Origin of the sequence: Streptomyces hawaiiensis (assembly GCF_004803895.1) — a bacterium.
Taxonomy (GTDB): Bacteria; Actinomycetota; Actinomycetes; order Streptomycetales; family Streptomycetaceae; genus Streptomyces; species Streptomyces hawaiiensis.
Genome location: NZ_CP021978.1, coordinates 1981079 through 2004829, shown reverse-complemented (window position 1 = coordinate 2004829; position 23751 = coordinate 1981079). Strand labels below are relative to the sequence as shown.

At 72.6% G+C, this 23751-nt stretch carries 19 protein-coding genes; 16 read left to right on the top strand and 3 right to left on the bottom strand.

The annotated features are described in order from the left end of the window. Positions 1-156: 156 nt before the first annotated feature. Together recN and CEB94_RS09250 are read left to right on the top strand one after the other, a co-directional pair. Positions 157-1875: a DNA repair protein RecN gene (recN, locus tag CEB94_RS09255; RefSeq protein WP_175436950.1), complete on the top strand. Its 1719-nt coding sequence runs from the start codon at positions 157-159 to the stop codon at positions 1873-1875. A 245-nt stretch (positions 1876-2120) separates the two neighbouring features. After that, positions 2121-3263, top strand: coding sequence for a glycosyltransferase family 4 protein (locus CEB94_RS09250; RefSeq protein ID WP_175431709.1), 1143 nt, complete (start codon positions 2121-2123; stop codon positions 3261-3263). 4 nt (positions 3264-3267) lie between these two features. Here CEB94_RS09250 and CEB94_RS09245 read toward each other — a convergent pair whose 3' ends face one another. Next, positions 3268-4911: a PucR family transcriptional regulator gene (locus tag CEB94_RS09245; protein WP_175431708.1), complete on the bottom strand. Its 1644-nt coding sequence runs from the start codon at positions 4909-4911 to the stop codon at positions 3268-3270. Between the two features lie 104 nt (positions 4912-5015). Between CEB94_RS09245 and CEB94_RS09240 the strand changes: the two genes are divergently transcribed. Further along, the gene (locus CEB94_RS09240; protein ID WP_175431707.1) at positions 5016-5972 is read left to right on the top strand and encodes an LLM class F420-dependent oxidoreductase; all 957 of its coding nucleotides are present in this window, start codon (positions 5016-5018) and stop codon (positions 5970-5972) included. 21 nt (positions 5973-5993) lie between these two features. Here CEB94_RS09240 and CEB94_RS09235 read toward each other — a convergent pair whose 3' ends face one another. Further along, positions 5994-7796, bottom strand: coding sequence for a glycoside hydrolase family 15 protein (locus tag CEB94_RS09235; protein WP_175436949.1), 1803 nt, complete (start codon positions 7794-7796; stop codon positions 5994-5996). A 528-nt stretch (positions 7797-8324) separates the two neighbouring features. On the opposite strand from CEB94_RS09235, the gene CEB94_RS09230 reads away from it, so the two are divergent. The 11 genes from CEB94_RS09230 (at position 8325) to CEB94_RS09180 (ending at position 21602) form a co-directional block, all read left to right on the top strand. Next, a complete protein-coding gene (locus CEB94_RS09230; RefSeq protein ID WP_175436948.1) occupies positions 8325-9983 on the top strand; it encodes a CTP synthase in 1659 nt (552 codons plus the stop codon). 94 nt (positions 9984-10077) lie between these two features. Then, entirely contained in the window at positions 10078-10704 is a 627-nt protein-coding gene (locus CEB94_RS09225) for an NUDIX domain-containing protein (RefSeq protein ID WP_175431706.1), read from the top strand. Positions 10705-11225: 521 nt separating this feature from the next. Further along, positions 11226-13265 carry a tetratricopeptide repeat protein gene (locus CEB94_RS09220; protein WP_175431705.1) on the top strand — a complete coding sequence of 680 codons (2040 nt, stop codon included), beginning with the start codon at positions 11226-11228 and terminating at the stop codon, positions 13263-13265. Between the two features lie 135 nt (positions 13266-13400). Then, on the top strand, positions 13401-14525 hold the full coding sequence (ald, locus tag CEB94_RS09215) for an alanine dehydrogenase (RefSeq protein ID WP_175431704.1): 1125 nt from the start codon (positions 13401-13403) through the stop codon (positions 14523-14525). A 413-nt stretch (positions 14526-14938) separates the two neighbouring features. Further along, complete coding sequence (locus tag CEB94_RS09210; RefSeq protein ID WP_078899435.1) at positions 14939-16066, top strand: ParA family protein; 1128 nt, start codon at positions 14939-14941, stop codon at positions 16064-16066. Then, complete coding sequence (locus tag CEB94_RS09205; protein WP_175431703.1) at positions 16051-16635, top strand: hypothetical protein; 585 nt, start codon at positions 16051-16053, stop codon at positions 16633-16635. The genes CEB94_RS09210 and CEB94_RS09205 overlap by 16 nt, the downstream gene beginning before the upstream one ends. 360 nt (positions 16636-16995) lie before the next feature. Continuing rightward, positions 16996-18039, top strand: a complete 1044-nt coding sequence (locus tag CEB94_RS09200) for a segregation and condensation protein A (protein ID WP_342789596.1) — start codon at positions 16996-16998, stop codon at positions 18037-18039. Beyond that, the gene (scpB, locus tag CEB94_RS09195) at positions 18036-18725 is read left to right on the top strand and encodes an SMC-Scp complex subunit ScpB (protein WP_175431701.1); all 690 of its coding nucleotides are present in this window, start codon (positions 18036-18038) and stop codon (positions 18723-18725) included. The genes CEB94_RS09200 and scpB overlap by 4 nt, the downstream gene beginning before the upstream one ends. Continuing rightward, positions 18725-19786, top strand: coding sequence for a pseudouridine synthase (locus CEB94_RS09190; protein WP_175431700.1), 1062 nt, complete (start codon positions 18725-18727; stop codon positions 19784-19786). The genes scpB and CEB94_RS09190 overlap by 1 nt, the downstream gene beginning before the upstream one ends. An 80-nt stretch (positions 19787-19866) precedes the next feature. Further along, positions 19867-20586 (top strand): NUDIX hydrolase, encoded by a 720-nt coding sequence (locus tag CEB94_RS09185; protein WP_175431699.1) that lies wholly within the window; start codon positions 19867-19869, stop codon positions 20584-20586. Continuing rightward, entirely contained in the window at positions 20583-21602 is a 1020-nt protein-coding gene (locus CEB94_RS09180; RefSeq protein ID WP_175431698.1) for an ADP-ribosylglycohydrolase family protein, read from the top strand. The genes CEB94_RS09185 and CEB94_RS09180 overlap by 4 nt, the downstream gene beginning before the upstream one ends. A 24-nt stretch (positions 21603-21626) precedes the next feature. Here the strand turns inward: CEB94_RS09180 and CEB94_RS09175 are convergent, their stop codons facing one another. Then, positions 21627-22067, bottom strand: coding sequence for a Rieske (2Fe-2S) protein (locus CEB94_RS09175; RefSeq protein ID WP_175431697.1), 441 nt, complete (start codon positions 22065-22067; stop codon positions 21627-21629). A gap of 181 nt (positions 22068-22248) precedes the next feature. On the opposite strand from CEB94_RS09175, the gene aroH reads away from it, so the two are divergent. Beyond that, positions 22249-22611, top strand: coding sequence for a chorismate mutase (gene aroH / locus CEB94_RS09170; RefSeq protein ID WP_175431696.1), 363 nt, complete (start codon positions 22249-22251; stop codon positions 22609-22611). Next, positions 22608-23693, top strand: coding sequence for a prephenate dehydrogenase (locus CEB94_RS09165; RefSeq protein ID WP_175431695.1), 1086 nt, complete (start codon positions 22608-22610; stop codon positions 23691-23693). Before aroH ends, CEB94_RS09165 begins: the two co-directional genes overlap by 4 nt. The last annotated feature ends 58 nt before the right edge of the window (positions 23694-23751 follow it).

Here is a 23751-nt window from a genome sequence, read left to right as displayed (position 1 = left end):
TTGCCCATCGTCGGAGGGTGCGGGTGCGGGTGCGTTGTGGCTTGTCGCGCGGTTCCCCGCGCCCCTGGAGGGCGCTGCCACTCTCGTGGGTGACAAGGCCGGGCCGGTCGCACTTTCCGGCCCGGACCTCGTAAGGTCGTGTCCGTGTTGGAGGAGATGCGGATACGGTCGCTGGGCGTGATCGACGATGCTGTCGTCGAGCTGTCGCCCGGGTTCACCGCGGTCACCGGTGAGACGGGTGCCGGCAAGACGATGGTGGTCACCAGCCTGGGGTTGCTGCTGGGCGGGCGGGCCGACCCTGCGCTCGTGCGGATCGGGGCCGGCAAGGCCGTCGTGGAGGGGCGGATCACCGTTCCCCGGGGCGCCACGGCCGCGATGCGCGCCGAGGAGGCCGGGGCCGAGCTCGACGACGGGGCCCTGCTGATCAGCCGTACCGTTTCCGCCGAGGGGCGCTCACGGGCGCACTTGGGCGGGCGCAGCGTGCCCGTGGGCGTGCTGGCCGAGCTCGCCGACGAGCTGGTGGCCGTGCACGGGCAGACCGACCAGCAGGGGCTGCTCAAGCTGTCCCGGCAGCGGCAGGCGCTCGACCGGTACGCCGGCGACGCGGTCGCCGGGCCGCTGGCCAAGTACGGCGAGGCCTACAAGCGGCTGCGGGCCGTCTCCGCCGAGCTCGACGAGATCACCACCCGGGCCCGTGAGCGGGCCCAGGAAGCCGACCTGCTGCGCTTCGGGCTCGACGAGATCGCCGCCGTCGAACCCCGTCCGGGTGAGGACGTGGAGCTGGCCGAGGAGGCCGAGCGGCTCGGGCACGCCGAGGCACTGGCGTCCGCCGCCGCGGCCGCGCACGCCGCCCTCGCCGGCAACCCCGAGGACCCGGAGGGCGTCGACGCCGGGACGCTCGTCGCGGGCGCGCAGCGGGCCCTGGACGCCGTACGGTCGCACGACCCGGCGCTGGCCGCGCTCGCCGACCGCATCGGGGAGATCGGGATCCTGCTGCGCGACGCGGCGGGCGACCTGGCGGGGTACGCCGACGACCTGGACGCCGATCCGCTGCGGCTGGCGGCCGTCGAGGAGCGGCGGGCCGCGCTCACCGGGCTGACGCGCAAGTACGGCCAGGACATCGCCACCGTGCTGGCCTGGGCCGAGCAGAGTGCCACCCGGCTGACCGAACTGGACGGCGACGACGAGCGGATCGGGGAGCTGACCGCCGAGCGGGACGCGCTGCGGTCCGAACTGGGCGGGCTGGCGCAGGCGTTGACGGACGCCCGGACGGAGGCCGCCGAGCGGTTCGCCGCCGCCGTGACCGCCGAGCTGGCCTCCCTCGCCATGCCGCACGCGCGGGTCTCCTTCGACATCCGGCAGACCGAGGACCCGGAGGGCGTCGAGGTCGGCGGGCGTCCGGTCGCCTACGGGCCCGCGGGCGCCGACGAGGTCGAGCTGCTGCTGGCCCCGCACCCGGGAGCGCCGGCGCGGCCGATCGCCAAGGGCGCGTCCGGCGGTGAACTGTCGCGGGTGATGCTGGCCGTGGAGGTCGTGTTCGCGGGGACGGATCCGGTGCCGACATACCTCTTCGACGAGGTCGACGCAGGGGTCGGCGGCAAAGCCGCGGTCGAGATCGGCCGGCGGCTCGCACGGCTGGCGAAGAACGCGCAGGTCGTGGTGGTGACGCATCTGCCCCAGGTGGCCGCCTTCGCCGACCGGCAGCTGCTGGTCGAGAAGACCAACGACGGGTCCGTGACCCGCTCCGGCGTCAAGGTCCTCGAAGGCGAGGACCGGGTCCGGGAGCTGTCGCGCATGCTCGCCGGGCAGGAGGACTCCGAGACGGCACGGGCGCACGCGGAGGAACTGCTGGCGGCGGCCCGGGCGGACGGCTAGGGGGCCGGAGCGGGCCCCGGCCCGGAGCGGCCCCCGGCCCGGAGCGGTGCACGGCGGCGGTGGACAAGGCCGGGCGGGTCGCCCGAAGTCACTCGTGTGGGTGACCCGGCCCGGCGCATTCCCCCGACGCCCCGCCCCACTGTCGCGCCGCAGGGGTTCCGGCGTTCCCGGAACCCCCCTATGGCCTGGCATCCTTGGCGGAGTACGCGTCGTGACCGCCCGACCCGAACCAGGAGCCCGGCCACGTGACCCCCGTGAGCAGCCACTCACCGCATGGCCAGTTGCCGCTGCGCACCGTGCAGGTACTGGGCGGAGGCAATGCCGCCAGCAGTGCGCATGTGCGCTCGCTGGCCGCGGGGCTCGTCGCGCGGGGCGTGAAAGTCACGGTGTGCGCCCCCTATGAGGCCGATCGCGCCTATGACTTCAGCGGTGCAGGGGCCGACCACGTGCACGTTCCGCGCAGCAGCGACCCGGTGTCGGTGGCCGCCCTGCGGGCGGCCTGCGCCGGCGCCGATCTGGTGCACGCGCACGGGCTGCACGCCTCCTTCCGCACCGTGCTCGCCCTCAGCGGGCGGCGCGTGCGCACTCCGCTCGTCGTGACGTGGCACGACCGGGCGCACGCCGACGGCGCGCGGTCCCACATGCTCCGCGTGCTGGAGCGAAGGGTCGTGAAGGCGGCCACCGTGGTCCTGGGCACGACCTCGGCGCTCGTGGACCGGGCCCGGCTCACCGGCGCGCGGGACGCACGGCTCGCGGCCGTCGCGCTGCCCGGCCCCCGCCGGCCCCGCGAGCCCGACGACCCCGACCGACGGCGGTCCAAGGTGCGCGCCGAACTCGGAGCCATCGGACGACCGTTGCTGATGGCCGTCGGCTCCCTGGAAAGCCACCGCGGATACGACGTGCTGCTGGACGCCGCGCGTGCCTGGCGCCGCCTCGATCCCGTGCCCCTGGTCGTGATCGCAGGGGAGGGGCCGCTGCGTGGTGAACTCCAGGGGCGGATCGAGGAGGAGGGGCTGCCGGTCCGGCTCATCGGGCGGCGCGACGACGTCACCGACCTGCTCGCCGCCGCCGACCTCGCCCTGCTGCCGAGCCGCTGGGAGGCGCGCTCCGTCCTCGCCCAGGAGGCCCTCCACGCGCGCGTGCCGCTCGTTGCGACGCGTGTCGGCGGCATCCCCGAACTCGTCGGCGACGCGGCCGAACTCGTCCCGTACGGGGACGCCAAGGCCCTCGCCGACTCCGTCGTACGGCTGCTCGGCGACCGGGCGGGTCGCGAACTGCTGACGGCCAGGGGCACCCGGCAGGCCGCCACCTGGCCGACCGAGGACGAGACGGTCGCCCAAGTCCTCAGCGTGTACGACGAGTTGACCCAGCCCCGACCCCTCCCGTAAGCCCCTACGGCACGTGCCTGCGGGCCCGCAGGGCCAGGCTCAGGGCCAGGACCGTCTGCGGGTCGTCGAGGTCGGTGCCCAGCAACTCCCCGATGCGTGCCAGGCGGTTGTAGAGGGTCTGCCGGTTCAGGTGCAGCTCCCGGGCCGTCTCCGCCTTGCGACCCGCGTGGGCGAGGTACGTCGTCAGCGTGGGCAGCAGCGGCGGCCGGGAGCGGCGGTCGTGCTCCAGGAGCGGGCCGAGGGCGCGGTCGACGAAGGCCGCCAGATCCGGATGGTCGCGCAGCCGCCACAGCAGCAGGTCGATGTCGAGGCGGCGGGCGTCGTACCAGGGCCGGTCCGGCAGGCCCCGGGCCGCCGTGGCCGTCTCGGCCGCGTGCCGCAGGCCCGAGGCCGCCGCCGTCCAGCCCCCGGCCATTCCCACGACCACCACCGGCGGCTGCCCGCCCGGCCGCGGCAACCCGGCCCGGCCCACACCGGCCCGCAGTGCCGCCGCGACCCGGTCCGCCACCGCCGCCCGCTCCGGTTCCGCACGCAGTCCGAGCAGCACCAGCACCCGGCCTTCCACCGGCCGCACCCCCAGCAGCACGGGCACGCCCACCGACGCCAGCTCCTCCGAGATCGCCCGGGCCGGCACGGCCCAGCCGCCGCCCTGGGAGAGAGTGTCCCCGAGCCGCATGACCACCGGCAGCAACGGGCCCTCGCCCGGCCTGAAGCCCAGCACGCGTGCCTGCGCCGGGGCGTCCTCCGCCGTGACCCGGCCCTCGGCGAGGTCGGTGGGGAAGTCGCCGCGCCCGCGCGCCGCCAGTTCCTCCTCCTGCCGTGCCTGCATCAGCACCACGGCCAGGATGCCCGCGGCGCGCTCGGCGGCCATCCGGTGCACGGGCGTCAGGGGAGTCCGCACGGGCAGCAGGACCAGACGCGCCCGGACGCCCCCGCTGCCGGGCCCGCCGCCCGGCACGTCCACGAACACCGAGCCCGCGAGCGGCGGCTCGTCCTTGTGCTGCCCGCGCAGCCCCTCCCACACCTGGAGCGGGTCCGCGCCCTCGGGACCGGCCCCGGCCGCGTACAGCAACTGCCCTTCCGCCGTCTCCAGGAACATGGGATTGCCGGCGAAGTCGGCCAGAATGCCGAGCACGCGGGGCACACCGCCGCCGCCCAGCACGGCCTGCGTGCACCGCCGGTGCACCTCCTCGGCCCGCTGGAGCAGGGCGTAGTGGCCGTTGACGATCTCGGTGTGGACCTCCTCCGTCACCGTGACGAACGGCACCTCTCGGTGCAGTTGGACCAGCGGCAGCCCGGCCGCGCGTGCCGTGTCGACGAGGGACGCGGGAAGCCGGGTGAAGCGCGGACCGAGTTCCACGACCAGGGCCGAGATGCCGCGCTCGGCCAGGGTGCGCACGAACGCCCGCTGCTCGGCGGGGCGGGTGCCGAGGCCGTAACCCGTCGTGAGCAGCAGTTCGCCGCCCTTCAGCAGCGAGGCGATGTGCGGCACCTCGCCGGCGTGCACCCAGCGCACGGTCCGCCCGAGCCGCTCGGCGCCCGCCAGCACCTCGGGCAGACCGCTGCGCAGCCCGGGCAGCTCCAGCGCCCGCTGCACGGTGATCCCGGCGCCCTGGGTGTCGTAACCGCTGTCCGTCCCGCTGTCCATGTGCCGGACGCTACCCGCGCTTGTGCCTCCCGGACATCTGCGGAGGGACACGAGGACGATCACGCCCTGGAATACACGGTGATCGGCCGGGTACGGGCGCCCTCATGGACATAAGCGTGGTCGCCGTGGGGCGGGAGGACGACAGTCCGGTCGAGGAACCGTTGCGGGTCGCGGTGCTCGCCGACCGGCTCGGGTACCGGGAGGTCTGGGCGGGCGAGGGGCCCACGTGGGACTCGTTCGTCCTGGCGGCGGCGATCGGCGCGGCCACCGAGCAGGCCGCGCTGACCGCCGGACCCGTGCCGGTGTCGGTGAGGGACCCGCTGACCATCGTCCGGGGCGCCGCCTCGACCGCGGTCGTCACCGGCCGGCCCGTGGGCGTGGCCCTGGGCACGTCCAGCAGGCGGGTCGTCGAGGGTGTGCACGGCCGGCCGCGGACCCGCCCGGCCGCGGCCCTGGAGGAGTCGGCGGCGGCCGTGCGGGCGCTGATGGACAGTGTGCCGGGCGAGCCGATCGTGCCCGGCAGCGGGTTCCCGCGCCGGCTGCCGCCGCCCGGCGGCATGGTCACCGTCGCGGCTTTCGGGGAGCGGGCGGTCGCCGCGGCCGTCGCGCACGCCGACCGGATGCTGCTCGACCTCGTCTCGCCCGAGCAGGTCCGCGTGCTGCGGGACCGGATGCTCACCGCGGCCGAGAAGGCGGGCCGTACGCCGCCCCGGCTGGCCGCCTGGCTGCCCGCCGCCGTCGATCCGGAGCCGGAGTCGCTCACGCAGGTTCTGCGCAGCGTCGTCGGCTACCTCGCGGTGCCGGGCTACAGCGACATGTTCGTCGACGCGGGGTTCGCCGAGGTCGTCGAGCTGGCCGCCAAGGGCGCCGACGCGGACACCCTGCTGCGGGCCCTGCCGCCCGAGGTCGCCGGCACGGTCGCCCTGGTCGGCGACGCCGACACCGTCCGCGCCCGCATCGACGCCTACGCCGAGGCCGGACTCGACGAGATCGCCCTCGTCCCGGCCACGGCCGGGGACTTTGCGGGGGAGCGCACGCTCACGGCTCTCAAGCCGCGGTGACACCCCCGCGGGCCGCCCCGCTCAGCCGCCGTACGCGCCCGAAGCCGTCAGACGCAGCGCCGTGTCGATGAGCGGCACATGGCTGAACGCCTGCGGGAAGTTGCCCACCTGGCGCTGCAGGCGCGGGTCCCACTCCTCGGCCAGCAGACCGAGGTCGTTGCGCAGGGACAGCAGCTTCTCGAACAGCTTGCGGGCCTCGTCCACGCGGCCGATCATCGCCAGGTCGTCGGCCATCCAGAACGAACAGGCCAGGAACGCGCCCTCGTCACCGGGCAGGCCGTCGACGTTCTCGTCGCCGCTGGCGGTCGGGTAGCGCAGGATGAAGCCGTCCGACGTGGACAGCTCGCGCTGGATCGCCTCGATGGTGCCGATGACCCGCTTGTCGTCCGGCGGCAGGAAGCCCATCTGCGGGATCAGCAGCAGCGAGGCGTCCAGCTCCTTCGAGCCGTACGACTGCGTGAAGGTGTTGCGCTCCTTGTCGTAGCCCTTGTCGCACACGTCCCGGTGGATGTCGTCACGCAGCTCCCGCCAGCGCTCCAGCGGGCCGTCCGCGTCACCGGACTCGATCAGCTTGATCGTGCGGTCCACGGCGACCCAGGCCATCACCTTGGAGTGCACGAAGTGGCGGCGCGGGCCGCGCACCTCCCAGATGCCCTCGTCCGGCTCCTGCCAGTGGTCCTCCAGGTAGCGGATCAGCTTCAGCTGGAGCAGCGAGGCGTAGTCGTTGCGCGCGAGGCCCGTCATGTGCGCCAGGTGCAGGGCCTCGGTGACCTCGCCGTACACGTCGAGCTGGAGCTGGTGGGCCGCGCCGTTGCCGACCCGGACCGGGGTGGAGTTCTCGTAGCCCGGCAGCCAGTCCAGCTCGGCCTCGCCGAGCTCGCGCTCACCGGCGATGCCGTACATGATCTGCAGGTTCTCCGGGTCGCCGGCCACGGCCCGCAGCAGCCACTCGCGCCAGGCGCGGGCCTCCTCGCGGTAGCCGGTGCGCAGCAGCGAGGACAGCGTGATCGCCGCGTCCCGCAGCCACGTGTAGCGGTAGTCCCAGTTGCGCACGCCCGCGATGTCCTCCGGCAGGGAGGTGGTCGGCGCGGCGACGATGCCGCCGGTCGGGGCGTACGTCAGGGCCTTCAGCGTGATCAGCGAGCGGACCACGGCCTCGCGGTAGGGGCCGTGGTACGTACAGTGGTCGACCCACTCGCGCCAGAAGTCCTCCGTCGCCTCCAGCGACTGCTCCGGCTCGGGCAGCGGCGGCGGCTCCTTGTGCGAGGGCTGCCAGGAGATCGTGAAGGCGATCCGGTCACCCGGCGCGACCGTGAAGTCCGCGTACGTCGTCAGCGACTTGCCGTAGGTCTCCGCGGATGTGTCGAACCACACGGAGTCGGGACCCGCGACGGCCACCGTGCGCCCCTCGTGCTTGTGCACCCACGGCACCACCCGTCCGTAGGAGAACCGCATCCTGAGCGCCGAGCGCATCGGCACCCGGCCCGAGACACCCTCCACGATCCGGATCAGCTGCGGGGCGCCGTCACGCGGCGGCATGAAGTCCGTCACGCGGACCGTGCCCCGCTGGGTGTCCCACTCGGACTCCAGGATCAGCGAGTCGCCCCGGTAGCTGCGCCGCGCGGCGGTGGGTGGCTGCTGGTCGGAGGCGTGCGCGGGGCCGAGCCGCCAGAAGCCGTGTTCCTCGGTGCCCAGCAGGCCGGCGAAGATGGCGTGCGAGTCGAAGCGGGGCAGGCACAGCCAGTCGACTGTGCCGTCCCGGCAGACCAGGGCGGCGGTCTGCATGTCTCCGATGAGTGCGTAGTCTTCGATGCGCCCGGCCACGTGCAACTCCAGTCGAACGGCCACGTCACCCCACGAGGGGGCTGTCGCTAGTGCGGTCAAGGGGGGGTTTCAGCAGGTCTTGCAATGCGTCGTTGAGCGATGAAGCAAAACAGGTCACTCAGCCGTGATGCAAAGCGCCAATTGTTGCTCAACGAACTGACGAGCTCACGTTGTTCCGGTGCTTACGGGCGGAGGGTGGTGCCGTTGGGCCGGACGGGCTCGGCAGCGAGTGTCCGAGCAGGATACGACGCATGCGGATGATCCGGGTGCCCGTCCAGGCAAGGCGAGTACGCCGAACGAGTGAGCAATGGGTGAGAGACCGGTGAGGGTGATCGCCTCCGTGTCGGGATGTGTGCGGAGCGTGGCCGGAAGCCATCGCCTCGCGGCGCTGATACGCTGGTAGCCCGTGGACCGGTGGGCCCCTTCCCGACAGGGAACCCCGGAACCGCAGCGACGGCACCCCGGAGATTTCCGGCGGGCAGCCGCACCGCACCCCCAGACCGCGACCACGGGAGCCCCGTCTTGGCCATGCCGCCCGCCGCTTTTCGTAATTCGACGACCAAGCACATCTTCGTCACCGGAGGTGTCGTCTCCTCGCTCGGCAAGGGCCTGACGGCCTCCAGCCTCGGCATGCTGCTCAAGGCCCGGGGCCTGCGCGTCGTGATGCAGAAGCTCGACCCGTACCTGAACGTGGACCCGGGCACGATGAACCCCTTCCAGCACGGTGAGGTGTTCGTCACCAACGACGGCGCCGAGACCGACCTGGACATCGGCCACTACGAGCGCTTCCTCGACCGCGACCTCGACGGCTCCGCCAACGTGACCACCGGCCAGGTGTACAACACGGTGATCGCCAAGGAGCGCCGCGGCGAGTACCTGGGTGACACCGTGCAGGTCATCCCGCACATCACCAACGAGATCAAGCACCGCATCCGCCGCATGGCGACGGACGAGGTCGACGTCGTGATCACCGAGGTCGGTGGCACGGTCGGCGACATCGAGTCGCTGCCGTTCCTGGAGACCGTGCGCCAGGTCCGCCACGAGGTCGGCCGTGACAACGTCTTCGTCGTCCATATCTCGCTCCTGCCCTACATCGGCCCCTCGGGTGAGCTGAAGACGAAGCCCACCCAGCACTCGGTTGCGGCCCTGCGCAACATCGGTATCCAGCCGGACGCGATCGTGCTGCGCTGCGACCGCGAGGTGCCCACCGCGATCAAGCGGAAGATCTCGCTGATGTGCGACGTCGACGAGGCCGCCGTCGTGGCCTGCCCCGACGCCCGCTCGATCTACGACATTCCGAAGACGGTGCACGGCGAGGGCCTGGACGCCTACGTCGTCCGCAAGCTCGACCTGCCGTTCCGCGACGTCGACTGGACGACCTGGGACGACCTGCTCGACCGCGTCCACAACCCCGACCACGAGATCACCCTCGCCCTGGTCGGCAAGTACATCGACCTGCCCGACGCCTACCTGTCGGTCACCGAGGCGCTGCGCGCGGGCGGCTTCGCCAACAAGGCCCGCGTGAAGATCAAGTGGGTCACCTCCGACGACTGCAAGACCCCGGCCGGCGCCGCGGCGCAGCTCGGCGACGTCGACGGCATCTGCATCCCCGGCGGCTTCGGCGACCGCGGCGTGCTCGGCAAGGTCGGCGCGATCAAGTACGCACGCGAGAACAAGATCCCGCTGCTCGGCCTCTGCCTCGGCCTGCAGTGCATCGTGATCGAGGCCGCGCGCAACCTCGCGGACATCACCGACGCCAACTCCACCGAGTTCGACCCGGCCACCTCCCACCCGGTCATCTCCACCATGGCCGAGCAGCTCGACATCGTCGCCGGTGAGGGTGACATGGGCGGCACCATGCGGCTCGGCATGTACCCGGCCAAGCTGGCCGAGGGCTCGATCGTGCGCGAGGTGTACGACGGCAAGGAGTACGTCGAGGAGCGCCACCGGCACCGCTACGAGGTGAACAACTCCTACCGCGCCGAGCTGGAGAAGCAGACGGGCATCCTGTTCTCCGGCACCTCGCCGGACGGCAAGCTCGTCGAGTACGTCGAGTACCCGCGCGACGTCCACCCGTACCTGGTCGCCACGCAGGCGCACCCGGAGCTGCGCTCGCGGCCGACGCGTCCGCACCCGCTGTTCGCCGGGCTCGTCAAGGCCTCGGTCGAGCGGAAGACTTCGAAGTAACACACCAGTTGTACGGTGGCCGGGGTGCATCCCTTCAAAGGGTGTGCACCCCGGTTTCGTTTCGGCAGGTCGTGTGGCACGTGGAAGGACAGGCATGACGATCAAGGACACCCCGCAGGAGTGGGAGATCCGGGCGACTCAGACCCCCTTCGTGGGCAACAAGACCTCCGTCCGCACCGACGACGTGGTCATGCCCGACGGCACCGTGGTCGGCCGCGACTACCAGGTCCACCCCGGCTCCGTGGCCGTCCTCGCCCTGGACGAGGCCGACCGCGTCCTGGTCCTGCGCCAGTACCGCCACCCCGTGCGCCACAAGCTGTGGGAGATCCCGGCCGGACTGCTCGATGTCCCCGGTGAGAACCCGCTGCACGCCGCGCAGCGCGAGCTGTACGAGGAGGCGCACGTCAAGGCCGAGGACTGGCGGGTGCTGGCCGACGTCTACACCACGCCCGGCGGCTGCGACGAGGCCGTCCGGATCTTCCTCGCGCGCGATCTGTCCGAGGCCGAGGGCGAGCGCTTCGCGGTCGAGGAGGAAGAGGCCGACATGGAACTCGACCGGGTGCCGGTCGAGGACCTCGTGAGGGGCGTGCTGGCCGGCGAGCTCCACAACAACTGCCTCGTCGTGGGCGTGCTGTCGCTGGTCGCCGCCCGGGGCGGCGACGGCCTGGACGCGCTGCGCCCGGCCCAGGCGCCGTGGCCGGCGCGTCCGTTCGAGACGTGAACCCTCCGGGGGGTGCGCGGGGCCGGGGGATCGCCCGCGGGCGGGTTTCCGGTGCGTGGGGCTCGGCTGGTGTCTCTGTTCGAGTGTGAACCCGCCAGAGGCGGAGTGAGCCATGTGCGCGCTTCCCCGCCCGGCGCGAAACCAGGTCTGCCGGCATCGGCCTGCGACCCGACGGTCACCCTGCCGGCCGGGGAGCGAAGCGACCTGCGAGCTCCGGTCGTCCGTCTGGGGCGATCGGACACTGCCCGTGCCCGGCCCCGGGCCGGCGCCGCCTCTGCCCGCCCGCCGGGTGCGGATCCCGGTTCCCGGACCGGCTCCGTCCGCCGGCCCGGACCGGTCTCCTCGTGGTGCATCCGCCCGGAACCCTCGCGGTGTGAAGATCGGCTGATCCGATCGGGGGAAGCGGCCGTCCCGCCCGTCGTGCTCCACCCGGAACGTTGCAGAGCGTGAACTAGGCTCTGAGCACGCCCGAACCGGAGTCCCGGCGGGCTTGCGTGTGCGGTGGGACGGGAGTGTGGCCCGTGGCGGATCAGGTCGTGGAGACAGACGACGTGCGGCTGACCGGGCGCCCTGCCGGGGCGAGCGAGTTCCTGGGCCGCACACGGGAGTTGAAGGAACTGCGCGCCGACATCGAGCGCGCCGGACTGGACACCCTGGCCGGCCGCAAGGCACCCCGCGCGCGCGTGCTGCTCATCGCCGGCCGACCCGGCTCGGGCCGCACCGCACTCGCCGAGGAACTCGTGCGGCAGGTCGCGGACCGTTACCCCGACGGGGTGCTGTGCGCCCGCCTGACCGACCCCGACGGCAGCCCCGTACCCGTCGGGCGCACCGCCCGGGACCTGCTCATCACCCTGGAGGAGGAGGCCCCGGCCGGGGCAGCCGAGGACGACCTCACCGACGCCCTGCGCACCGCCCTGGCCGACCGCCGGGCCCTGCTCCTGCTGGACGACGCGGCCGACGCCGAGCAGGTCGACGCCCTGCTGCCCGACACCCCGGACTGTCTCGTCGTCGCGGTCTCCGACGGCCCGCTGACCGGCATCTGCGACGTCCGCCCCTGCACCCTGGGCGGCCTGGACGCCAAGTCGGGCGTGGAGCTGCTGACCCGGCACACCGGCTCGGTCCGGATCACCGTCGACCCCCGGGCCGCCGAGGGGCTCGCCGAGGAGTGCCAGGGCCAGCCCGCCGCGCTGATGCTGGCGGGCGGCTGGCTCGCCGCCCGCCCCAAGGCCGCCGTCTCCGACCTCGCCAAGCAGCTGCGCGCCGAGGACACCGAGGGCACCGCCCTGACCAGGGTCTTCCGGCTCGCCTACGCCGCTCTTCCCTCGACCGCCGCCCGGATGCTGCGCCTGCTCTCCCTCGCCCCGGCCGGACTGGTCGACCCGCAGACCGCCTCCGCGCTCGTCGGCTGCTCGGTCGGCACGGCCCACACCACCCTGGACGACCTCGTCGCCCTCGGCTTCCTGCACGCGGTGGACTGCCCGCTGCCGCAGTACGAGGTGCCCGGCTGCCTGCATCCCCAGCTCAAGATCCTCGCCGAGCATCTCGAACGTCCGGCCGAACTCCAGCTGGCCCGCGCCCGCATGCTGGAGCGGACCGTACGGCTGCTCCAGGCCTGCCGGGCGATCACCGAGACCGACAGTCCCCAGGCACGCCAGAAGCTCCTCGACATGCCGCGCGCCCTGCGCTTTCCCACCCCGCGGGCGGCCGCCGACTGGCTGCGTCTGACCCGGCCCGCCCTGCTGGCCTCGGCCCGGCTCGCGGTAGCCGACGGGGAGCTGGACACCCTGGCCCGACGGCTGATGTCCCAGCTGGTGCGGGCGATGGCGGCCCACATCGGCACCCAGGCCGCCGCGCCCGACCTCTACGACATCCACCGCATGGTCCTCGGCGTCGCCGAGCGCCGGGACCTGCCCCGCGAGCGGGCCGCCGCCCTGCTCAACCTCGGCGACCTCGACGCCCGCACCGGCCGCACGGCCGACGCCCTGGCGCGCTACCGGGCCGCGCTGGACGCCGGGCGCGAGGTGAACGACCCGTATGCGACCGGCCGCGCGATGGAATCCGTAGGCGGCGCACACCTGGAGCTCGGCGACTTCGACCGGGCCGCCGACTGGTTCGGCCGCGCGCTGGTCGAGCGGCTCGCCCGGGGCGAGCGCGCGGGGGCCGCCCGGCTGTACGGGCGGATCGCCGCCGCCCACACCTTCGCGGGCCGCTACGGCGAGGCCCTGCGGAACTGGCGCGCGGCGATCGCCGGCCACCGCAAGAACGGCGATGTGGCCGCCCAGGCCCGGGCCTTGAGCGAGCTGGCGCGGGTCCAGGAGTACGCGGGCCGGCCCGAGGAGTCGCTGCGCACCTGCCGGGAGGCCGTGGAGTGGGCGCGGCGCGCCGAGGACCCGCGGCTGCAGGCCGCCCTGCATCTGCGGGTCGCCGACACCCTCGAACACCTGGGTGATCCCGCGTCGGCCGGGCTGCACCGGGGCGCCGCCGAGCGGATTCTCGACGACTCAAACCTTCAAAATGAACCGGACGCCTGCGAAATCCGTACCGCATCAGCTGAAGATTGACGCAATGAAAGGCTAGACACCGAGAACACCTTCATTAGACTGGCTCTGCCGCACGTTCTCCTGCGGTCTCCCGGTGTGCCCGTGCGTGCCCGGGTATGTCTTAGTAAGACCCCCATACCCTCTGAGCCAAGGACCGTGATCGACGTGAAGGTCGGCATCCCCCGCGAGGTCAAGAACAACGAGTTCCGGGTGGCCATCACCCCCGCCGGCGTGCACGAGCTGGTGCGCCACGGCCACCAGGTCGTCATCGAGCGCGGCGCCGGCGTCGGCTCCTCGATCACGGACGAGGAGTACATCGCCGCGGGCGCGCACATCCTGGACACCGCCGACGAGGTGTGGGCCGCCGCCGACCTGCTGCTGAAGGTCAAGGAGCCCATCGCCGAGGAGTACCACCGCCTCCGCAAGGACCAGACGCTCTTCACCTACCTGCACCTGGCCGCCTCCAAGGAGTGCACGGACGCGCTCCTGGAGTCCGGCACCACCGCGATCGCCTACGAGACCGTCGAGCTGCCCAGCCGCGCGCTGCCGCTGCTCGCCCCGATGTCCGAGGTCGCGGGCCGGCTCGCCCCCCAGGTCGGCGCCTACCACCTGATGCGCGCCAACGGCGGCCGCGGTGTGCTGCCCGGCGGTGTCCCCGGCGTGCTGGCCGGCCGGGCCGTCGTGATCGGCGGCGGCGTCTCCGGCTGGAACGCCGCGCAGATCGCCATCGGCATGGGCTTCCACGTGACCCTGCTCGACAAGGACATCAACAAGCTCCGCGAGGCCGACAAGATCTTCGGCACGAAGATCCAGACCGTCGTCTCGAACGCCTTCGAGCTGGAGAAGGCCTGCCTGGAGGCCGACCTCGTCATCGGCGCGGTGCTGATCCCCGGCGCCAAGGCCCCGAAGCTGGTCACCAACGAGCTCGTCTCGCGGATGAAGCCCGGAAGTGTTCTTGTCGACATCGCGATCGACCAGGGCGGCTGCTTCGAGGACTCCCGCCCGACCACCCACGCCGAGCCGGCCTTCCGGGTCCACAACTCGGTCTTCTACTGCGTCGCCAACATGCCCGGCGCCGTGCCGAACACCTCCACCTACGCGCTGACCAACGCGACGCTGCCGTACATCGTCGAGCTGGCCAACCACGGCTGGGCGGACGCGCTGCGCCGCGACCCGGCTCTGGCCAAGGGTCTCAACACCCATGACGGCAAGGTCGTTTACCGCGAGGTCGCCGAGGCGCACGGCGTGGAGCACGTGGAGCTGACCTCGCTGCTCGGCTGAGCCCGCACAGCCGGAAAGTCGGCTAAGTGACCAACCGGCAAAGGCGACACGTCAACATGGGTCGTCAACGCCCCGCACCCGGCCGGACCTTGCCCGACAAGGTCCGGCCGGATGTGTGTATGGTCACTTCGCGATTCTCGCGTAACTCGCCTCGAACGTAACCCTTCAACCGATTCGCACACCGGTGAAACCTGCCGTGCGACGGCCGTACGCCCTTGACAGCGGGATGTTTCATTGCCGACACATCGGGCCGGGTCCGGCGGATTGTGTTGCTGTGGACGCCCGACACGCCATAGAGTCGCCAGCTGTCGGCATGGTGCCACGCTGACCTGTCTAGAAGTTTCCTGGTCACCAAGGAGGTAAGACGACTTGTGAATGAGTCGACATTTACTCCCGGGGGTGGTCAACCAGGAATGCCTGCACCGGGCCAGGGGCCCGCGGGGTTCGAGGCTGTCGGCTCCGTCGCTGTGCGCACCTTCGCAGCCCACCAGAGTCAGCAGGCGACTCACACTGCACACCAGAAGATGGATGGCCATCACGTGAACGCCATGGCCGGCGACGGAAGTGGCGCGCCCCACAACCACTTCGCCGACTACGACGAACTGCCCGAGGGGCACTTCTACGACCCCGACGCGGAGTACGAGCCCGACCCCGAGTACGCGGCCACCCTCGCGCCCGACGCGGCCAGACAGCGCCGGGAGCGCGTCGGCCCGACCGGGCGCCCGCTGCCGTACTTCCCGATCCCGGGCCCGCTGCCCGACCACGGTCCCGCGAAGATCATCGCGATGTGCAACCAGAAGGGCGGCGTCGGCAAGACGACGTCGACCATCAACCTGGGTGCCGCGCTCGCGGAGTACGGACGCCGGGTCCTGCTCGTGGACTTCGACCCGCAGGGCGCGCTGTCGGTCGGACTCGGTGTCAATCCGATGGAGCTCGACCTCACCGTCTACAACCTGCTCATGGAGCGGGGGATGGCGGCCGACGAGGTGCTGCTGAAGACGGCGGTCCCCAACATGGACCTGCTGCCCAGCAACATCGACCTGTCGGCGGCCGAGGTCCAGCTGGTCTCCGAGGTCGCCCGCGAGTCGACGCTGCAGCGCGCCCTGAAGCCGCTGCTGCCCGACTACGACTTCATCGTCATCGACTGCCAGCCCTCGCTCGGCCTGCTCACGGTGAACGCCCTGACGGCCGCGCACAAGGTGATAGTGCCTCTGGAGTGCGAGTTCTTCGCGCTGCGCGGTGTGGCCCTGCTGACGGAGACCATCGAGAAGGTCCAGGAGCGGCTCAACCCCGAGCTGGAGCTCGACGGCATCCTCGCCACGATGTACGACTCGCGCACGGTGCACAGCCGTGAGGTGCTCGCGCGTGTGGTCGAGGCGTTCGACGACCACGTCTACCACACGGTCATCGGGCGCACGGTCCGCTTCCCGGAGACCACGGTCGCCGGTGAGCCGATCACCACGTACGCCTCCAACTCCGTCGGTGCCGCCGCCTACCGCCAGCTCGCCAGGGAGGTGCTCGCCCGGTGTCACGCCGAGTGAGTCTGCCGGGGGCCGACGAACTCTTCCGTACGACAGGGGGGATGGGGCTTCAGTCGTCCCAGCCCAGGCGTCAGGCCAACGGCGACGCCCGGGTGCCCGCTCCGGCGGGGGAGGGCGACGCGGCAGCGGCCGCGGAGGACGCACCGCAGTCGGTGCCCGCGCAGGGCGGTGACGGCGAGGGTGCCGAGCATGTCGCGGCGGATGCGGAGCCGGCCGAGGCCGGGGAGGCCCACAGCCGTTCCGCGGCCGCCGAGCGCTCCGGCACCGCCCGGCGGCAGACGGCGCAGGAAGGTTCTGCCGCCGGTGCCGCAGGGGCCGCGCCCCGCAAGCGCGGACGGAACCCCTCGCGCCGCCCCAGCGGCCGTGAGCGGCACGACGAGAAGATCACGGTGTACGTGTCGGCCGAGGAGCTCATGGACCTCGAGCACGCCCGTCTGGTGCTCCGCGGCGAGCACGGCCTGGCCGTCGACCGCGGGCGCATCGTCCGCGAGGCGGTCGCGGTGGTCCTCGCCGACCTGGAGACCCGCGGAGACGCCAGCATCCTCGTACGACGACTGCGCGGGCGGTAGCGGTAGCCTGCGAGGGCCATGACCTCGAATGCTCCCCCACCCCCTCCCGGCGGCCCGGCAGGCCGCCGGCGTGCGCTGGGGAGGGGGCCGGCGGCTCCATCAGCCGAGCCGCCGGTGCCTCCGGCGGAGGCGGACGGGGCAGCTCCAGGGGCTGAGCAGTCGGAGATCGAGACGGGACCTGCGCTTCCGGACGCCCAGCCGATGCCGCCGACGGGGCCGGTGGAGACGGCCGGGCCCGGAATTGCGCCCGCGGGCGTGGCAGGGGTGGACACAACCTCCGCGGATGCGGACCCGGTGATCCCGGCGGCCGAGCCGGCTGAGGCGGTTCAGGCGGACGTCTCACTCGTGGAGGCCGGGCCCGTGACTCCCTCGGCCGAGCCCGTGGCGGCGGCCGGGTCGGCGGAGCCGGTCGGGCCCGAGGGGCCTCCTGCGGGTGGTGCCGGGCCGGCCGAGCCCGGGGTACTGCTGGCGGCGGGCCCGGCCGAGGCAGGCGGGTCGCCCGGAGCCGTGGAGCCGGCCGGGTCGGTGGTCGTGGCCGGGTCCGGCGGGTCTGCCGATGAGGCGGCATCCGCGGTTCCGGCGGACGGGGCCGACGACGGGGTCTTCAAGGTCCGGCTCGCCAACTTCGAAGGGCCCTTCGATCTGCTGTTGCAGTTGATCTCGCGGCACAAGCTGGATGTCACCGAGGTCGCGCTGTCGAAGGTGACCGACGAGTTCATGGCCCACATCCGGGCGATGGGGCCGGACTGGGACCTGGACGAGACGACCGAGTTCCTGGTCGTCGCCGCCACGCTGCTGGACCTGAAGGCCGCGCGGCTGCTGCCCGCCGCCGAGGTGGAGGACGAGGGCGATCTCGCGCTGCTCGAAGCGCGGGACCTGCTGTTCGCCCGGCTGCTGCAGTACCGCGCGTACAAGCAGATCGCCGACATCTTCAGCGGACGGCTCGACGACGAGGCCCGGCGCTACCCCCGCACCGTCGGGCTCGAAGCGCACCATGCCGAACTGCTGCCCGACGTCGTCATCAGCATCGGCGCGCAGGGCTTCGCCAGGCTCGCCGTGAAGGCCATGCAGCCCAAGCCCAAGCCGCAGGTCTACGTCGACCACATCCACGCCCCGCTGGTCAGCGTGCAGGAGCAGGCGCAGATCGTCGTGGCCCGGCTCCGGGAGCTCGGCGAGGCCAGCTTCCGGTCCCTCGTGGACGACACCGACGACACCCTGACCGTCGTGGCGAGGTTCCTCGCACTGCTGGAGCTTTACCGCGAGAAGGCCGTGGCGCTGGAGCAGGAGGCCGCGCTCGGGGAACTGCTCGTGCGGTGGACCGGCGGGGACGGGGACGAGACCCCGGCCGTCACCGACGAGTTCGACCGGCCGCCCGAGCCGCCGAAGGAGGAGAAGAAGGCGTGAGCGAGCAAACGACCGACCTGCCGGACGGGCTGCGTACCGTCGCCGGTCTCGACCTCAAGCCGGCCCTGGAGGCCGTCCTCATGGTCGTGGACGAACCCGCGACCGAGGAGCACCTCGCGAAGATACTGGAGCGGCCGAAGCGCCAGATCGCGGACGCCCTGCGCGAGCTGGCCGACGAGTACACCGTCCAGGGCCGCGGCTTCGAGCTGCGGTACGTCGCGAACGGCTGGCGCTTCTACACCCGCGCCGCGTACGCCCCGGCCGTCGAGCGCTTCGTGCTGGACGGCCAGCAGGCCCGCCTCACCCAGGCCGCCCTGGAGACCCTGGCCGTCGTCGCCTACCGCCAGCCGGTCAGCCGCAGCCGGGTCTCGGCCGTCCGCGGAGTCAACTGCGACGGCGTCATGCGCACCCTCCTCCAGCGCGGTCTGATAGAGGAGGCGGGCGCGGAACCCGAAACAGGTGCGATCCTGTACAGGACGACGAACTACTTTCTGGAGCGGATGGGCCTGCGCGGTCTGGACGAGCTCCCGGAGCTCGCGCCCTTCCTCCCGGAGGCGGAGGCGATCGAGGCCGAGACCCAGGAAGGCGTACCGTCGTTCGACCCGGACGCGCCTGACGACGACGTGCCGGGCAGCCGCCCGGCCACCCCGGGTACCGACGACGAAGACGACCAGACGGAACTTTGATGCGAAGCAGCGGCAGCGGCAAGAGCGGCGGACGCGGTAACCACCGCGGCGCCGGCAACAACAGGGACCAGAAGCAGGGGCAGGGCCGCCCCAGCAAGCCCCGCCCCGAGGAGCGCCGCTACGACGTGGGCCCCGGGGGGACGAAGGAAGGCCCCAAGTCCGGGCGTGGCGGTGCCGCGCGCGGCGGCGCCAAGGGCGGGCCCAAGCAGCCCCACAAGCAGGGGCGTACGGCCCCGGCGCGCCCGCGTGAGTACGAGGCGCAGGTCGAGGAGCGCAACCGCGACCGGTACGCCGGGAAGAAGGAGGTCAAGCTCCCGAAGACCTTCCCCGGAGCCGAGCAGGAGGGCGAGCGGCTGCAGAAGGTCCTCGCCCGCGCGGGCTTCGGCTCCCGGCGCGCCTGCGAGGAGCTGATCGAGCAGGCCCGGGTCGAGATCAACGGCGAGATCGTTCTGGAGCAGGGCCGGCGCGTCGACCCCGAGAAGGACGAGATCAAGGTCGACGGGCTGACTGTCGCCACGCAGCGCTACCAGTTCTTCGCGCTGAACAAGCCCGCCGGTGTCGTGTCGACGATGGAGGACCCGGACGGCCGGCAGTGCCTCGGTGACTACGTCACCAACCGCGAGACCCGGCTCTTCCACGTCGGCCGGCTCGACACCGAGACCGAGGGCGTCATCCTGCTCACCAACCACGGCGAGCTGGCCCACCGGCTGACCCACCCGAAGTACGGCGTGAAGAAGACCTACCTCGCGCACATCGTCGGACCCATCCCGCGCGACCTGGGCAAGCAGCTGAAGGACGGCATCCAGCTGGAGGACGGCTACGCCCGCGCGGACCACTTCCGGGTCGTCCAGCAGACCGGCAAGAACTACCTCGTCGAGGTCACCCTCCACGAGGGCCGCAAGCACATCGTGCGCCGGATGCTCGCGGAGGCCGGCTTCCCGGTCGACAAGCTGGTCCGGGTCGCCTTCGGGCCGATCACCCTGGGCGACCAGAAGTCGGGCTGGCTTCGGCGGCTGTCCAACACGGAGGTCGGGATGCTGATGCAGGAGGTCGACCTCTAGATACCGCGGTCTCCAAGGGCTTGTGAGCCACCTGCACCCCCCTTTATAGTCATCACGACTATAAAGGGGGGTGCAGGTGCATGGACGGCTACGACAAGTACGCCCACGAACCCTTCGCCGTCACCGTCGACCTCGCGGTGTTCACCCTCCGCGACGGCGCGCTGCACGTCCTGCTCGTCGAACGCGGGCAGGAGCCGTACGCCGGGCGCTGGGCCCTGCCCGGCGGGTTCGTGCAGCCCGACGAGTCCGCGGAGACGGCAGCCCGGCGTGAACTCGCCGAGGAGACCGGCCTGTCCGACGTCTCGGGGCTGCATCTGGAGCAGCTGCGGACGTACAGCGAGCCCGGCCGCGACCCCCGGATGCGGGTCGTGTCGGTCGCCTTCGCCGCACTGCTGCCCGACGCTCCCGAGGCGCACGGCGGCAGCGACGCCGCGCAGGCCCGCTGGGTGCCGTACGGCACGGCCGGGTCGCTCGCCTTCGACCACGACCGCATCCTGGCCGACGCCCACGAGCGGATCGGCGCCAAGCTCGAGTACACCTGCCTCGCCACCGCCTTCTGCCCGCCGGAGTTCACCCTCGGCGAACTCCGGCAGGTCTACGAGACCGTGTGGGGCACCGAGCTCGACCGGCCCAACTTCCGCCGCAAGGTGCTCGCCACGTCCGGCTTCGTCGAAGCCGTCCCGGGCGCCGCGCGGCTGACCGGCGGCCGCGGCAAACCCGCCGCGCTGTACCGCGCCGGCACCGCCACCGCCCTCCACCCGCCTCTCCTCCGGCCCACCCGGGAAGGACGCCCCACATGACCACGCTCGTCCACAAGCAGGCCGCCACCGGAGCACTCACGGGCCTCGCCCTCGGGGACGCGCTGGGGTATCCGACCGAGTTCAGTGACGTTCCGTCGATACTCGCCAAGTTCGGTCCCTGGCGACAGATGGGCCTTCCGGCGCCGGCGATCGTCACCGACGACACGCAGATGACGCTGGCGCTCGGGCGGGGCATACGGACGGCGATGGACCGGGGTGTGCTCGGGCCTCAGGGGATGGCCGAGGCGGTGCGCCAGGAGTTCATCACCTGGAACCGTTCTCCGGAGAACAACCGTGCCCCCGGCAACACCTGTCTGCGGGCCTGCGCCCTGCTGGAGCACGCGGACCGCCCCTGGCAGGACGCCAGTCAGATCCACTCCAAGGGCTGCGGCGCCAACATGCGGGTCGCGCCCCTGGGCCTGGTGTCCGGCCTGAGCGACGAACAGCGGGCCGGCGCCGCCCAGTTGCAGGCGGCGCTGACACACGGCCATCCGACGGCTCTGGCGGCCTCCGACCTCACCGCGCACACCGTACGTCTGCTCGCGCAGGGCGCCGAGCCGACCGGGCTGGTCGGTCTGCTCCGCTCGTACGCCCTGGAGAACCGCGGCCACTACCACGAGCGCTGGCTCGGCGACCTGTGGCGCCGGGCCGAGGACCCGAGCCCCGAGCGGTTCATCGCGCGCGGCTGGGACGAGTGCCTGGAGATCCTCGACCGCCTCCAGCACGCTCTGCGCACCGTCTCGCCCGAGACCGACCCGTGCCTGGCCACCGGCGAGGGCTGGATCGCCGAGGAGGCCCTGGCGACTGGGCTGCTGTGCTTCCTGCTCTTCGTCGACGAGCCGGTGACGGCCCTGCGCCGCGCCGCCTGCACCGCCGGCGACTCGGACTCGATCGCCTGCCTGGCGGGCGCCTTCGCGGGCGCGTACCTGGGCACGGAGGCCTGGCCCACCGAGTGGGCCGACCGCGTCGAGTACCGGACCGACCTGCTCACCCTCGGGGCGCTGTGGGACGCGTGACGCCGCGGAGCCGGTCGCGGGCCCTCACGCCAGGCGAACCGAGTTGCCCTCCACGGTGATCTGCTCGGCGGGCAGCGACCGCGTCGCCGGGCCGTGGGCCACCGCGCCGTCGGCGATCTGGAACTTGCTGCCGTGGCAGGGGCAGTTGATCGTGCCGCCGGAGACGGATCCCACCGTGCAGCGCTGGTGGGTGCAGATCGCCGAGAAGGCCTTGAACTGACCCTGCTCCGGCTGGGTCACCACGACCTCCTCATCCTTGAAGATCTTGCCGCCGCCGACCGGGATCTCGTCGATGTTGGCCAGGACCTGGCCGGCGGGGGCGTTCGTCGCGTCCTGGCCGGTGGGGGAGCTCGTCGACGCGGAGCCGTTGTCGTCGCCTCCGCCGCCGCAAGCCGCGACGAGCGCCGCCGCGCCCGTCGCACCCGTCGCGAGGAGAACCGTGCGGCGCGTGGTCTCGTAAGTCATGTCGTCACTCCGAAAGTACCGAAGGGGGGGTAAATCAGAATGTGCACCATATTGGCACTGAACTTACCCAAAGGTGCCAATCCCGGCGTCTCACCGGACGGGCGCCGCCCACCCGGGCCGCGCGGGCTGACTAGGCTGGTCGGACGTAGAGCGACACGCACGTCAGCTAAGGAGCATCGCCGTGGCGGTACGAGCGGTCCGGGGCGCCGTCCAACTCGAACGGGACGAGGCCGGGCACATGGACGAGCAGGTCGGAGCCCTGCTCACGGAGATCCTCGAGCGCAACGATCTCGCCGCCGACGACCTGATCAGCATCTGGTTCACGGCCACGCCCGACCTGCACAGCGACTTCCCGGCGGCCGCCGCCCGCAAGCTGGGCATCGTCGACGTGCCGCTGATCTGCGCCCAGGAACTGGACATCGAGGGCGCCATGCCTCGTGTCGTCCGGGTCCTCGCGCACATCGAGTCCGACCGGCCCCGGGCCGACATCGCCCACGTCTATCTCGGCTCCGCGGCCGCCCTGCGCAAGGACATCGCCCAGTGAGGACCGCACTCGTCATCGGTACCGGCCTCATCGGCACCTCCGCCGCCCTGGCGCTGTCCCAGCGGGGCGTCACCGTGCACCTCGCCGACCCCGACCCCGAGCAGGCCCGTACCGCGGCCGCCCTCGGCGCCGGCACGGACCAGGCGCCGGACGGGCCCGTCGACCTCGTGATCGTCGCCGCCCCGCCCGCACACGTGGCCGACGTGCTCACCGACGCTTTGCGCCGCGGTGCGGGACGCGGCTACCTCGACGTCGCCAGCGTCAAGGGAGGGCCGCGCCGCGAGCTGGAGGCACGCGGCCTCGACCTGTCCGCGTACATCGGCTCGCACCCCATGTCGGGCCGGGAGAAGTCCGGCCCGCTCGCCGCGACCGGGGACCTCTTCGAGGGCCGCCCCTGGGTGCTGACCCCGACCCGGGACACCGACACCGAGGTGCTGAACCTCGCCCTGGAACTGGTCTCGCACTGCCGGGCCGTGCCGGTGGTGATGGACGCCGACGCCCACGACCGTGCCGTCGCCCTCGTCTCCCACATGCCCCACCTGGTCTCCAGCCTGGTCGCCGCGCGGCTGGAGCACGCCGAGGAGGCCGCCGTGCGGCTGTGCGGGCAGGGCATCCGGGACGTGACACGGATCGCCGCCTCCGACCCCCGGATGTGGATCGACATCCTCTCCGCGAACCCCGCGCCGGTCGCCGACCTGCTCACGGACGTCGCCGCCGACCTGGAGGAGACCGTGCGGGCCCTGCGCGCTCTGGAGTCCTCGGACGACCACAAGCGCCGCGAGGGCGCCGGCGGGATCGAGGACGTGCTGCGGCGCGGCAATGCCGGACAGGTCCGCGTCCCCGGCAAGCACGGGTCCGCACCCCGGGCCTACGAGGTCGTCGCCGTGCTCATCGACGACCAGCCCGGACAGCTGGCCCGGATCTTCGCCGACGCGGGCCTGGCCGGCGTCAACATCGAGGACGTACGGATCGAGCACGCGACGGGGCAGCAGGCCGGTCTGGTGCAGCTGATGGTGGAGCCGAAGGCGGCCACGGTACTGAGCGCCGCGCTGCGGGAGCGGGGCTGGGCGATCCGGCAGTAGGAGCCGCCTGCCGCAGGCCGCACACGCGTCGGCCCAGAGGCCCACCGCACAGCCGTCG

Bases quoted from the DNA above. Each gene is read 5' to 3' on its own strand.
- CEB94_RS09185 (WP_175431699.1), top strand. From the start codon at position 19,867: ATGGACGGCTACGACAAGTACGCCCACGAACCCTTCGCCGTCACCGTC.
- recN (WP_175436950.1), top strand. From the start codon at position 157: ATGCGGATACGGTCGCTGGGCGTGATCGACGATGCTGTCGTCGAGCTG.
- CEB94_RS09225 (WP_175431706.1), top strand. From the start codon at position 10,078: ATGACGATCAAGGACACCCCGCAGGAGTGGGAGATCCGGGCGACTCAG.
- CEB94_RS09245 (WP_175431708.1), bottom strand. From the start codon at position 4,911: ATGGACAGCGGGACGGACAGCGGTTACGACACCCAGGGCGCCGGGATC.
- CEB94_RS09190 (WP_175431700.1), top strand. From the start codon at position 18,725: ATGCGAAGCAGCGGCAGCGGCAAGAGCGGCGGACGCGGTAACCACCGC.
- CEB94_RS09210 (WP_078899435.1), top strand. From the start codon at position 14,939: ATGCCTGCACCGGGCCAGGGGCCCGCGGGGTTCGAGGCTGTCGGCTCC.
- CEB94_RS09240 (WP_175431707.1), top strand. From the start codon at position 5,016: ATGGACATAAGCGTGGTCGCCGTGGGGCGGGAGGACGACAGTCCGGTC.
- CEB94_RS09230 (WP_175436948.1), top strand. From the start codon at position 8,325: ATGCCGCCCGCCGCTTTTCGTAATTCGACGACCAAGCACATCTTCGTC.
- CEB94_RS09180 (WP_175431698.1), top strand. From the start codon at position 20,583: ATGACCACGCTCGTCCACAAGCAGGCCGCCACCGGAGCACTCACGGGC.
- CEB94_RS09175 (WP_175431697.1), bottom strand. From the start codon at position 22,067: ATGACTTACGAGACCACGCGCCGCACGGTTCTCCTCGCGACGGGTGCG.